Raw genomic sequence first — 11842 nt, 5'->3', positions numbered from 1 at the left:
GTCGCGAGAAAGCCCCGCGCAAACAGAGAATTAGCTCAAGAGCTTGAAAAACGAGATTCATGTCATGAACGCACAGCTACAACCGACCGGCTCCGCCTATTTCATCGCCAAGGAGACGGAAAAGCCGGAAAACCACACGCTTTCCGTGCTGGTCGACAACGAGCCGGGCGTGCTTGCCAGGGTCATCGGCCTGTTTTCCGGGCGTGGCTACAACATCGAGAGCCTGACCGTCTCCGAGACCGAGCATGAAAAACACCTGTCGCGCATCACCATCGTGACGCGCGGCACGCCGCATGTGCTGGAGCAGATCAAGCACCAGCTCGAGCGCATCGTGCCGGTTCACCGCGTCGTCGACCTGACCGTGCGTTCGCATGAATCCGGCCAGGAGCGGCCGCTGGAGCGCGAACTGGCGCTGGTCAAAGTCGCGGGCACCGGCGAGGCCCGCGTCGAGGCGTTGCGGCTGGCCGATGCGTTCCGCGCCAGCGTCATCGACGCCAACACCGAGCATTTCATCTTCGAGATCACCGGCAAAGGCTCCAAGATCGACCAGTTCATCGCCATCATGAAACCGCTCGGCCTGGTCGAAATCTGCCGCACCGGCGTGGCAGCGTTGAACCGCGGCCCGCAGGCGATGTAGGACTTCGGCGGGGCTGGCGTCGAACGCGTCAGCCAGTTTCCATGGTGAGGCCGTCCGTACCTTTGCGGGGTCGCCGAGAAGAGACAAGATGCTGACTTGTCAGGGAAGATATCCATGTCGCTCGACGCATTCCTTGCCCTGCTTGTCTACGCCTTCGTGACGTCGATCACGCCGGGGCCAAACAATCTCATGCTTCTGGCATCGGGCGTGAATTTCGGCCTCGTCAGAACCGTTCCGCACATGCTGGGCATCAGCATGGGTTTCCTCGTGCTGCTGCTTGCCGTCGGTCTTGGCCTCGGCGCTGTGTTGACGGCGTTTCCGGCGCTGCATACCGCGCTCAAGATCGCCGGCGGCGCCTATCTTTTGTACCTCGCCTGGAAGATCGCCATGTCGCGCACGCTGACCGGCAAGGGCGAGACGAAAGCGCGGCCCATGCGCTTCATCGAGGCAGCCGCATTCCAGTGGGTCAATCCCAAGGCGTGGGTGATGGCGATCACCGCCATGGCCGTCTATGCCAATGCCGAGCACCCGTTCCTGTCGGTGGTGTTGATCGCCGTGGCTTTCACCATCGTCAATTTGCCGAGCGTCTCGGTGTGGGCTGGGTTCGGCACCGCACTGCGCGGTTTCCTGTCGGACCCGGTGCGGCTGAAATGGTTCAACATCGCCATGGGCGTGCTGCTGGCGGCGACGCTTTGGCCGATGCTGAGGTAGGCCCGGGGCGCATCATCTGATCTTTAAGGGACAGGATCCGGAGTCTCGGGCGTACCGCCCAGATCGGGATTGAGCCCGTGTTGCACATCCGTTGTGCAGTGCACATTAAATCTTCGTAATGCCGCCTTTTGGCCCTTTTCCGACAAAGGCGTGTCCTATCTATTCGGCGAAATCGCGGCAACGGGCCGCGTTGGAATAGAACCATCGGACCACGACGTGTCGGGTGGAGAGGGCCTTTGACCATGCGTGGAAAAGTCGTTCTTTCGTTGCTGGCCGTCGCCTGCCTGGGTGCGGCCGGGTGGCTTTATCTCTCGCCTGATGCGCTGGGCAGGGTCCAGCAGGTTATCGGCGCAAAGCAGGTTGCCGCGCCGGACAAACAGGCCACGGCTTCGGACAAGAAGGCCGACAATGCCGGGCGCTCGGCCTCGATCCTCTCGGCCGTCGCCTCGACAGCCGATTTCCCGATCCGGCGCTACGCGATCGGCTTCGTCTCCTCTCCAGCCGTCGTCAACATCAATGCGCGCGTGTCCAGCCAGATCGTCTCCATCGATGTCAAGGACGGGCAGATGGTCAGGGTCGGCGACGTTCTGTTTTCGCTCGATGACCGGGCGCTGAAGGCGCAGCTTGCCAAGGATCAGGCGGCGCTCGCCAAGGATCAGGCGATGCTCGCCAGCTCGCAGTCGGATCTTCAGCGCGCGAAGGATCTGGTCGCCAAGCAGGCCGGCACGCAGCAGACCTACGACCAGGCCGTCGCCGCGCAGAAGGCTGCCGCAGCGACTGTCGATGCCGACAAGGCGACAATCGACGCCGACAATGTCCAGCTTGGCTTCGCCACGATCACGGCGCCGATTTCCGGCAGGCTGGGCGCTGTCAGCGTCGCCGTCGGCGATCTCGTCACCGTCAGCAATGGCAACAGCAGCACGGCCACTCCGCTGGTGACCATCACCCAGATGGACCCGCTGCAGGTCAACTTCAATCTTCCCGAGAGCAATCTGGCCCTGCTGCACAAGGCGCTCGCCAACCCGCAGCAGGGCGCGGTGACGCTGACCAAGGATGGCGACCCGACGCCGATCGGCAAGGGTACGCTCGATTTCGTCGACTCCAGCGTCGACACCGCGTCGGGCACGATTGCCACGCGGGCAAGCATTCCCAATGCCGATCTTTCGCTATGGCCCGGCCAGTATGTGAATGTCGTGCTCGACGCCGGCATCATGCCGCAGATGACATCGGTTCCCACGGTCGCGGTGCAGCCAAGCCAGAAGGGGCCGTTCGTCTATGTGGTCAAGCCGGACAACACGGTCGAGATGCGCCCGGTGCAGGTGGCGCTGACCGAAGGCGACAACAGCGCCATCAGCCAGGGGCTGAAAAGCGGTGAGAAGGTTGTCACCGAAGGTCAGACAAGGCTGAAGGACGGCGCCGCCGTGCATGAAGGCAAGGCCACGGCGAGTGCAGCCGCGCCCAAGGTGGCCGAGGCGACCAACGCCGGCGAGGCGGCCCAATGATCTCCGAATTCTGCATACGCCGACCCGTCGCCACCCTTCTGATGTCGTTCGCCCTCGTGCTGGGCGGGCTGTTCGCCTACAAGTTCCTCCCGGTGGCCGCACTGCCCAGCGCCGAATTCCCGGTGGTCAATGTCTCGGCTTCGCTGCCCGGCGCCTCGCCGGAAACCATGGCGACATCGGTGGCGACGCCGCTGATCAAGCAGTTTGCCACCATCGCCGGCATCGATTCGATCTCGACCACGAACTCGCTTGGCCAGACCTCGATCGCCATCCAGTTCGTGCTCAACCGCGACATCGATGCGGCGGCGGCCGATGTGCAGGCGGCGATCGCGCGCACGCAGAAATCATTGCCGCCGCAGATGACGGCGCCGCCGAGCTATCGCAAGGTCAATCCGGCCGACGCGCCGATCCTTTTGATGTCGCTGGTCAGCGACACGGTTCCGCTGACCGATCTCGATGCTTTCGCGGAAAATGTCATCTCGCCGTCGCTGTCGACCATCGACGGCGTGGCGCAGGTCTCGATCTTCGGCCAACAGAAATACGCGGTGCGCATCCAGATCGACCCGACCGCGCTTGCCGCGCGCGGCATCTCGATCGATCAGCTGCAGGCGGCGGTCGCCTCGGCCAACAGCAACACGCCGCTGGGCGTGCTGCAGAACGACAAGCAGCAGCTCACCATCACCGCCAACACGCAGCTGACCGACGCCGCCGGTTTCTCCAACATCATCATCGCCACCAAGGACGGCCATCCGGTACGGCTGGGCGAGGTGACCCGCGTGGTCGATTCGGTGCAGACCACCACCACCGCAAGTTGGTACGATGGCACCCGCGCGATAATCATGGCGGTGCAACGCCAGCCCGACGCCAACACTGTCGACGTCGTCGACAAGGTCAAGGCGATGCTGCCGTCCTTCAAGGACCAGATGCCGGCCGCCGCCGACATCAAGCTGCTTAACGACCGCTCCAGTTCGATCCGGCAGGCGGTCAGCGACGTGCAGTTCACGCTGTTGCTCACCATTGCCCTGGTGATCATGGTGATCTTCGTGTTCCTGCGCCGGGTAACGGCGACGATCATTCCGGCCGTGGCTGTGCCGATCTCGCTGATTGCCACGCTCGGCGCGATGTTCCTGTTCGGCTTTTCCATCGACAACATATCGCTGATGGGCCTGACGCTGGCGGTCGGCCTCGTCGTCGACGACGCCATCGTGATGCTTGAAAACATCTTCCGCCATATGGAGGAGGACGGGCTGTCGGCCTTCGACGCCTCGCTGAAGGGCGCGCGCGAAATCGGCTTCACCATCATCTCGATCTCGATCTCGCTGGTGGCGGTGTTCATCCCCGTGCTGCTGATGGGTGGCGTCATCGGGCGCATCTTCAACGAGTTCGCCGTCGTGGTGACGGTCGCCATCCTGGCGTCGATGTTCGTGTCGCTGACGCTGACGCCGATGCTGTGCTCGCGGCTGCTGTCGGTGACCAAAGCCGACCGTGACAAGCATGGCCCCGGTCATAAGCAGGACCTCGTCACCCGCGGCTACGACAGGGTCTTGAGCTTCTGCCTGCGCCACACCTTCCTGGTGTTCCTCGTCTTCGTCGGCACCGCGGCAGCGTCGGTGTGGCTGATCCAGACTTCGCCGAAGGGTTTCTTCCCGCAGGAGGACATCGGCCAGATATCGGTGACCACCATCGCACGTCAGGACATCTCTTTCGATGCCATGTCCAGGCTGCAAGGACAGGTCGCCAGTGTCTTCTCGCATTCGCCCTATGTCGACCATGTGGCGTGGTCGGCGGGCAGCGGCAACAATGCGCTCAATCAGGGGCAGCTTTTCGTCCAGCTCAAGGGCAAGGACCAGCGCCCCGATATCGAGAAGGTGCTTTCGGATCTGCGCAAGCAACTGGCCGGCGTGGCGGGCATCGAGACCTACATGCAGCCGGTGCAGAATTTGAGGCTGGGCTCGCGGTCGTCGGCAAGCGCCTACCAGCTCGTGGTTCAGGGCCTTGATACCGGCCTGACCGATATTTGGGCGCAGAAACTGAACGACGCGATGGCTGCCGACCATGCGAACTTCACCGACGTCACCAGCGACCTGCAGAACAATGCGTTGCAGGCGACGCTGGTGGTGGATCGCGACAAGGCCGCCCAGCTCGGTATCGACACCGACACGTTGCGCTCCGCCCTCTATGGCGGGTTCGGCACCGACCAGGTTTCGACAATCTTCGGTTCGGCCGACAGCTACGAAGTTATCACCGAGCTCGATCCCAAGATCGAGTGGTCGCCCGAGCGGATGCTGGCCATCCAGATGAGAACGGCGAGCGGCAGTCTTGTTCCGCTCGGCGCCTTCGCCCGGGTCGATCGCACGGCCGGCGCCCTGACTGTCAACCGGCTCGGCCAGCTTCCAGCCGTGACCATCTCCTACAATCTGCCGCAGGGCGTGGCGCTGGGCGACAGCGTGACGCGCATCAATGCGCTGAAGGAGCAGATCGGCATGCCGACGGTAATCTCGACCACCTTCGCCGGCACGGCCAAGACCTTCCAGGATTCTCTTGCCAACCAGGGTTTTCTGGTCGGCGGCGCAATCCTGACCATCTACATCGTGCTCGGCATCCTCTACGAGAGCTTCATCCACCCGCTGACGATCCTCACCGGCCTGCCGTCGGCCGTGTTAGGAGCGGTCGTTGCGCTGCGCTTCGCCGGCATGGATCTGTCTGTCATCGCGGTGATCGGCATCCTGATGCTGATCGGCATCGTCAAGAAGAACGGCATCATGATGGTCGACGTCGCGCTTGAACTGCGACGAGACGGCATGTCGGCGACCGAGTCGATCCACAAGGCCTGCCTGATGCGGTTCAGGCCGATCATGATGACGACGCTGGCGGCACTGATGGGCACGTTCCCGATTGCGCTCGGCACCGGGGCCAGCGCCGAATTGCGCCAGCCGCTGGGCGTTGCCGTTGTCGGTGGTCTGCTTGCCTCGCAGGCGCTGACCCTGTTCGTGACGCCGGTGATCTATGTCTACATGGAGAATTTCTCTGGCTGGCTGGTCGGGCTTTGGTCGAAGCGCAAGGGCGAGCCAGGCCCGGTCGAAGCGGGGGATCAGCCGTCGCTATTCGAGGCCAGGGAAGACATGCTGCCCGAACCGCAGCGGGCGGCGGCCGAATGATGTGACAGGGCCAGCGCCATGTGCCGTTGGCCCAAGCCGTTGCGCTTGCGGCGGCATCGCTGGAAACGTAGTTTGCGGCCATGTCACACGATCATGGCCACGACAACGAACTCGATCCGTTTACCGCCCGCGTCCGCGCGCTGGAAACCATCCTCACCCAAAAGGGGCTGATCGATCCGGCGGCGATCGACGTCATCGTCGATACCTACGAGACGAAAATCGGCCCGCGCAACGGCGCCAGGGTGGTGGCCAAAGCCTGGAGCGATCCCGCCTATGCCGAATGGCTGAAACGCGATGCGACGGCGGCGATTGAATCGCTGAGCTATACCGGCCGTCAGGGCGAGCACATGCAGGCGGTGTTCAACACCGAGGAGACGCACAATCTCGTCGTCTGCACGCTGTGCTCCTGCTATCCGTGGTCGGTGCTCGGCCTGCCGCCGGTCTGGTACAAGGCGCCGCCCTATCGTTCGCGCGCGGTGATCGATCCGCGCGGCGTGCTGGAGGAGTTCGGGCTGACGCTGCCGGCGGACAAGAAAATCCGCGTCTGGGATTCGACTGCCGAGCTGCGCTACCTCGTCGTGCCGATGCGGCCCGAAAATACCGAAGGCTGGAGCGAGGAGCGGCTGGCGGAGCTGGTCAGCCGTGATGCGATGATCGGGACCGGCTTGGCCCAAAGACCTGAAATAGAGGGGCAGCCGGCATGAACGGGCCGCAGGATCTCGGCGGGCAGATGGGGTTCGGTCCCGTCGCGCCCGAACAGGACGAGCCGTATTTTCATGCCGCATGGGAGAGGCGGGCGCTCGGCGTGACGCTGACTGCCGGCGCCATGGGAGCCTGGAACATCGACGAGAGCCGGCATGCGCGGGAATCACTGCATCCGGCCGACTATTATGCCTCCAGCTACTACCAGATCTGGATCAAGGCGCTGGAGGTGCTGCTCAAGCGCCATGGGTTTGTCAGCGAGCGCGACTTGGCTGAGGGCCGAGCGATTGATCCGGCTGCGACACCGAAAAGGGTGCTGAAGGCGGAAAACGTGCCTGCCGTGCTGGCCAAGGGCGGGCCTTGCGACCGGCCGGTGGCACAGCCGGCGCGGTTCAAGGCCGGCGATCCTGTACGGACCAAGAACTTCAACCCGACCGGCCACACGCGGCTGCCGCGCTACGCACGCGGCAAGCAGGGGGTGATTGAGACGGTGCACGACGGTTTCGTGTTCCCCGACAGCAACGCGCATGGACACGGCGAAAATCCGCAATGGGTCTACACCGTGGTTTTCGAAGGGCCGGAAATCTGGGGCGAGGGCGCCGACCCGACGCTAAGCGTGTCGATAGACGCCTGGGAGAGCTATCTTGAGCCGGCGTGATACGGATCTGCCCGAGCTGCCGCCGGGCGTCGATGCGCGGGTGTTTGCCGAGCCATGGCAGGCCGAGGCTTTCGCCATGACGGTGGCGTTGCACGACAAGGGCCTGTTTTCGTGGAGCGAGTGGGCGCAAGCACTGTCGGAAAAAGTGAAGAGACCGGGCGCCGCAGCGGACGGCCATGATTATTACGAACATTGGCTGGCGGCGCTGGAAAGCCTGCTTGCCATCAAAGGGCTGGCCGCGAAGTCGGATGTCGACGCTATGGCTGAAGCCTGGGAGCGTGCCGCGCATGCCACGCCGCACGGCAAGCCGATCCTGCTGGAAAACGATCCCCAGCCGATTCGATAAGGGGTGGGGCGAGCTTGTATGTTCCCTTTACGTTCTTGTCTGCGCCTGATAGCCTGACCCGTCGGCGGCATTGAAGCGTCCCGGCGCATCGATGATGGTGGCGGCTGTCTTGTCTTTCCCTTGCGAATCCGGTCTCTCGCGCTGATGGAATTCTCTCCCCAACAGGACGACGCGCTGAAGGCGGTCGCCCAATGGCTGAAGACCGGCCAGCCGCAGCTGTTCCGGCTGTTCGGCTATGCCGGCACCGGCAAGACGACCTTGGCGCGGTATTTCGCCGAACATGTCGACGGCCAGGTGCAGTTCGCCGCCTTTACCGGCAAGGCGGCGCAGGTGCTGCGCTCCAAGGGCGCGGTCAATGCGCGCACCATCCATTCGCTGATCTATCGGCCGAAGGGCGAGGAATCGGTATCGGACGAGGTCACCGGCAAGACGTCGATGTCGCCGACCTTCTCGCTCAACCGCCAGAGCCCGATTACGCGGGCGAAACTGGTCGTCATCGACGAATGCTCGATGGTCGACGAGCAGCTCGGGCGCGACCTGATGAGTTTCGGCACGCCGATCCTGGTGTTGGGCGACCCCGGCCAGCTGCCGCCGATCTCGGGCGGCGGCTTCTTCACCGACCACGAGCCGGATTTTTTGCTGACCGAAATCCACCGGCAGGCGCGCGACAACCCGATCCTGCGGCTGGCGCTCGACGTGCGCGAGGGCCGCGAATTCATGCGTGGCGACTATGGCACGGCGCAGGTGATCGGCAAGGAAGACGTCACCCAGGAGTTGGTGCTGAAGGCGGACCAGGTGCTGGTCGGCACCAACCGCACGCGTCGCCGCTACAATCAGCGGCTGCGCGAGCTCAAGGGCTTCAACGCCGATTATCCGCAGGCCGGCGACAAGCTCGTCTGCCTGCGCAACGATCCGGCCAAGGGCCTGCTCAACGGCTCGCTGTGGAAGGTGATGACCTCGTCGCGCGAGACGGTGAAGCCCGGCATCAATCTTCTGGTGTCGCCGGAAGAGGACGATCCGGATCGTGGCGTCGCCAAGATCAAGCTGCTCAAGGCGGCGTTCGAGGATCCCGATGCCGATATCCCCTGGCAGCAGAAGAAGCGCTTCGACGATTTCGACTATGGCTACGCGCTGACCGTGCACAAGGCGCAGGGCTCGCAGTGGAACGAGATTGTGCTGTTCGATGAAAGCTGGGCCTTCAAGGAAACCCGCCAGCGCTGGCTCTACACCGCCATCACGCGGGCGGCCGAGCGGCTGACGATCGTCAGGTAGGGGCGCCGGATGCTGTTGCTCCGATAGGCTGTGCGGCAAGCCATTGCCAGGCGGCAGCCTCGTCCTCCGCCCTGAAATGCCTGATTTCGATGGGCGGTGAGGACGGCAGAAAGCGTTGTGCGTCCGCTATCCAGTCCGGTTCGCCGATGGTTGCGCAACGGCCGACATGTTCCAATGCATGAATGGCGCCCTGCTTCAGGGTCTCGTCCGCGATGTCGGCCCAGTCGACGCCATCGTGGTCGACGAGGCGCACCAGCACATCGATGCGCGGGTGCAGGGCATAGGCTGCCTCCAGCAGCCCGAAAAGATTTTCACCGTCGGCCGCGGAAACGTGCCCGACGACATCGATGGCGAAAAGGTCGTCGCGGCTGGTCTCGATACGGCGGATTGCCGGAACCTCATCGAGAAAATTCATCGGTGCGTCCTTTCCCGGGTTCGCTCATCAGGCTTGGAACACGCGAAACCCCCAGTCTGTTCCCACCAAAGGCATTACTGTTCCCGTCAAAGGCATTATAGGTGGGCGCGTTGAATGATTTCCGAGGCCACCCGTATGCCTGCAAAGCTCTCCGTCAACCTCAATGCCATCGCCATGCTGCGCAACCGGCGCGACCTGCCGTGGCCAAGCGTGACCGGCCTCGGCCGCATTGCGCTGGCGGCCGGCGCGCATGGGCTGACGGTGCATCCACGCCCCGACGAGCGGCACACAAGACACTCCGATCTGCCAGAAATCCGGTCGCTGATCGACGACGAGTTTCCGCGCGCGGAATTCAACATCGAGGGCTATCCCACCGAGGATTTCCTGTTGCTTGTGGAAAAGCACCAGCCTGAACAGGTGACGCTGGTGCCGGACGATCCGGCCCAGGCGACATCGGACCATGGCTGGAACTTCGCGACCCAGACCGCGTTCCTCACACCGATCGTCAAGCGTCTGAAAAAGGGGGGCTTTCGCGTGTCGCTGTTTTCCGATCCGGACCCCGATGGCGTGGCGGCTGCGCGCGACATCGGCGCCGACCGTATCGAACTTTATACGGGTCCATATGGCAGCTATCACACAGATTTCGCCAAAGCGGCTAAGGAGCTGGAAAGACTGGGAAAAACCGCCGACGCCGCGCTTGCTGCCGGGCTTCAGGTCAATGCCGGGCACGATCTGGTGGTCAGCAATCTGCCCGCACTTGCCAAGCGCATTCCGGCATTGGCCGAAGTGTCGATCGGACATGGGTTGACAGCCGACGCGTTGGAGTATGGCATGGCCGGCACGGTGGGTCGGTTCCTCAAGGCCTGCGGATGGTAGCGATGGCAGCCTCGCGTGGCAGGCATGGCAGCCATTACGCGACGGCACTTGATATTGCATTGCAGCAAGCGTAGAGCACCGCGCGCTTATCGGAGTGTCGTCCATGGCCCTTACCAATACTGGTAGTGAGGCAGAACCCGTCGAACAATCGAGCCATTCGGAAGTCGAGCAGCACAGCACCAAGGTTCTGATGCTGGGCGCGCTCGGTGTCGTCTATGGGGATATCGGCACCAGCCCGATCTACGCCTTTCGCGAGGCGCTGGTGGCGTCGTCGGGCGGACAAGTCGCCCAGCGCGGCGATATTCTTGGCGTTTTGTCGCTGATCATCTGGTCGCTGACGATCATCGTCACCATCAAATACATCATGTTCGTGCTGCGGGCGAACAACCGCGGCGAGGGCGGCGTGCTGTCGCTGATGGCGCTGGCGCGCGGCAGTTTCCCCAAGCGCTCGGCGCTGATGCTCGGCATCGGCATTGTCGGGGCATCGCTTTTCTTCGGTGATGCCGTCATCACGCCGGCGATATCGGTGCTGTCGGCGGTTGAGGGCATGAATGTCGTCACGCCGACCTTCCAGCCCTATGTCGTGCCGCTGACATTGGTCATCCTTGCCATGGTGTTTGCGGTGCAACGTTTCGGCACGGGGGGTGTGGGGCTGGTCTTCGGTCCCGTGACGGCGGTGTGGTTCCTGGCGATCGGCCTTTCCGGCCTCAACCACATCATCGCCGATCCGGAAATCCTGTGGGCGGTGAGCCCGCACTACATCGTCGCCTTCCTGATCAATTCGCCCGACGTCGCTTTCGTGACCATCGGCGCCATCTTCCTCGCCGTCACCGGCGCGGAAGCACTCTATGCCGATCTCGGTCATTTCGGCCGCAAGCCGATCGTGCTCGCCTGGCTGTGGGTCGTGTTTCCGTGCCTGCTGCTCAATTATGCCGGGCAGGGCGCTTTCGTGCTGGCCAAGAACGGCGTCGTCGGCCATCCGTTCTTCGAAATGAATGAAGGCTGGACGCTGATCCCGATGGTCGTGCTGGCGACCGCCGCGACGGTCATCGCCAGCCAGGCGGTGATCTCGGGCGCCTTCTCGCTGACCAGGCAGGCGGTGCAGCTCAACATGCTGCCGCGCCTTGAAATCCTGCACACCTCGGAGAAACAGTCCGGCCAGATCTACATGCCGCGCGTCAACCTGCTGCTGGCGCTGGTGGTGATGATGCTGGTCGTCGGCTTCGGCGAATCCAGCAGGCTGGCGTCGGCATACGGCATCTCGGTGACCGGCAACATGCTGGTGACCACAGTGCTCTTGTTTGTGGTCATGACGCGGATCTGGAAATGGCGGCTGTGGGTCGCGGTCGCCATGACGGCGTTGTTCGGCTTCATCGATGTCGGCTTTTTTGCCTCCAACATCGTCAAGGTCTTCGAGGGCGGCTGGGCCTCGCTGGCCGTGGCCTTCACCATCGTGCTGGCCATGTGGACCTGGGTGCGCGGCAGCCGCTATCTGTTCGACAAGACCCGCCGCAACGAAATCCCGCTCGATTTCCTCGCCGGCAATCTCCTGAAGAAAAAGCCGC

The 11842-nt window shown here is 63.3% G+C and carries 11 protein-coding genes; 10 read left to right on the top strand and 1 reads right to left on the bottom strand.

All coding sequences use genetic code 11. The annotated features are described in order from the left end of the window. The first annotated feature begins 64 nt into the window (after positions 1 to 64). From ilvN to NKI66_RS31170, 8 genes are all read left to right on the top strand, one after another. Positions 65 to 637: an acetolactate synthase small subunit gene (gene ilvN, locus NKI66_RS31205; protein WP_023757090.1), complete on the top strand. Its 573-nt coding sequence runs from the start codon at positions 65 to 67 to the stop codon at positions 635 to 637. A 114-nt stretch (positions 638 to 751) separates the two neighbouring features. Beyond that, the gene (locus tag NKI66_RS31200) at positions 752 to 1348 is read left to right on the top strand and encodes a LysE family translocator (RefSeq protein ID WP_127293144.1); all 597 of its coding nucleotides are present in this window, start codon (positions 752 to 754) and stop codon (positions 1346 to 1348) included. A gap of 242 nt (positions 1349 to 1590) precedes the next feature. Next, the gene (locus NKI66_RS31195; protein WP_352442882.1) at positions 1591 to 2850 is read left to right on the top strand and encodes an efflux RND transporter periplasmic adaptor subunit; all 1260 of its coding nucleotides are present in this window, start codon (positions 1591 to 1593) and stop codon (positions 2848 to 2850) included. After that, positions 2847 to 6008 carry an efflux RND transporter permease subunit gene (locus tag NKI66_RS31190; RefSeq protein ID WP_352753897.1) on the top strand — a complete coding sequence of 1054 codons (3162 nt, stop codon included), beginning with the start codon at positions 2847 to 2849 and terminating at the stop codon, positions 6006 to 6008. The genes NKI66_RS31195 and NKI66_RS31190 overlap by 4 nt, the downstream gene beginning before the upstream one ends. 80 nt (positions 6009 to 6088) lie before the next feature. Next, positions 6089 to 6712 carry a nitrile hydratase subunit alpha gene (nthA, locus tag NKI66_RS31185; RefSeq protein ID WP_352442860.1) on the top strand — a complete coding sequence of 208 codons (624 nt, stop codon included), beginning with the start codon at positions 6089 to 6091 and terminating at the stop codon, positions 6710 to 6712. After that, positions 6709 to 7368, top strand: coding sequence for a nitrile hydratase subunit beta (gene nthB, locus NKI66_RS31180; protein ID WP_352723331.1), 660 nt, complete (start codon positions 6709 to 6711; stop codon positions 7366 to 7368). Before nthA ends, nthB begins: the two co-directional genes overlap by 4 nt. Then, positions 7355 to 7714, top strand: a complete 360-nt coding sequence (locus tag NKI66_RS31175; RefSeq protein WP_352551890.1) for a nitrile hydratase accessory protein — start codon at positions 7355 to 7357, stop codon at positions 7712 to 7714. The genes nthB and NKI66_RS31175 overlap by 14 nt, the downstream gene beginning before the upstream one ends. A 144-nt stretch (positions 7715 to 7858) precedes the next feature. Beyond that, positions 7859 to 8986 carry an ATP-dependent DNA helicase gene (locus NKI66_RS31170; RefSeq protein ID WP_027034850.1) on the top strand — a complete coding sequence of 376 codons (1128 nt, stop codon included), beginning with the start codon at positions 7859 to 7861 and terminating at the stop codon, positions 8984 to 8986. On the opposite strand, the gene NKI66_RS31165 is transcribed toward NKI66_RS31170, so the two are convergent. Beyond that, positions 8979 to 9401, bottom strand: a complete 423-nt coding sequence (locus tag NKI66_RS31165) for a SpoIIAA family protein (protein ID WP_352442857.1) — start codon at positions 9399 to 9401, stop codon at positions 8979 to 8981. The genes NKI66_RS31170 and NKI66_RS31165 overlap by 8 nt on opposite strands. A 135-nt stretch (positions 9402 to 9536) precedes the next feature. On the opposite strand from NKI66_RS31165, the gene NKI66_RS31160 reads away from it, so the two are divergent. Together NKI66_RS31160 and NKI66_RS31155 are read left to right on the top strand one after the other, a co-directional pair. Further along, positions 9537 to 10277 (top strand): pyridoxine 5'-phosphate synthase, encoded by a 741-nt coding sequence (locus tag NKI66_RS31160; protein ID WP_352632319.1) that lies wholly within the window; start codon positions 9537 to 9539, stop codon positions 10275 to 10277. A 103-nt stretch (positions 10278 to 10380) separates the two neighbouring features. Then, positions 10381 to 11842, top strand: a 1462-nt coding sequence (locus NKI66_RS31155) for a potassium transporter Kup (protein ID WP_352753895.1), incomplete at its 3' end; no start/stop codon positions are given.

This window comes from Mesorhizobium sp. M0518 (assembly GCF_040321125.1).
GTDB lineage: Bacteria > Pseudomonadota > Alphaproteobacteria > Rhizobiales > Rhizobiaceae > Mesorhizobium.
The sequence above is the reverse complement of the archived record's forward strand: the minus strand, read 5'-3'. Positions and strand labels throughout refer to the sequence as shown.

Excerpts from the sequence above, each read along its gene's own strand:
- ilvN (WP_023757090.1), top strand. The coding sequence starts at position 65 with ATGAACGCACAGCTACAACCGACCGGCTCCGCCTATTTCATCGCCAAG.
- NKI66_RS31200 (WP_127293144.1), top strand. The coding sequence starts at position 752 with ATGTCGCTCGACGCATTCCTTGCCCTGCTTGTCTACGCCTTCGTGACG.
- NKI66_RS31195 (WP_352442882.1), top strand. The coding sequence starts at position 1,591 with ATGCGTGGAAAAGTCGTTCTTTCGTTGCTGGCCGTCGCCTGCCTGGGT.
- NKI66_RS31190 (WP_352753897.1), top strand. The coding sequence starts at position 2,847 with ATGATCTCCGAATTCTGCATACGCCGACCCGTCGCCACCCTTCTGATG.
- nthA (WP_352442860.1), top strand. The coding sequence starts at position 6,089 with ATGTCACACGATCATGGCCACGACAACGAACTCGATCCGTTTACCGCC.
- nthB (WP_352723331.1), top strand. The coding sequence starts at position 6,709 with ATGAACGGGCCGCAGGATCTCGGCGGGCAGATGGGGTTCGGTCCCGTC.
- NKI66_RS31170 (WP_027034850.1), top strand. The coding sequence starts at position 7,859 with ATGGAATTCTCTCCCCAACAGGACGACGCGCTGAAGGCGGTCGCCCAA.
- NKI66_RS31165 (WP_352442857.1), bottom strand. The coding sequence starts at position 9,401 with ATGAATTTTCTCGATGAGGTTCCGGCAATCCGCCGTATCGAGACCAGC.
- NKI66_RS31160 (WP_352632319.1), top strand. The coding sequence starts at position 9,537 with ATGCCTGCAAAGCTCTCCGTCAACCTCAATGCCATCGCCATGCTGCGC.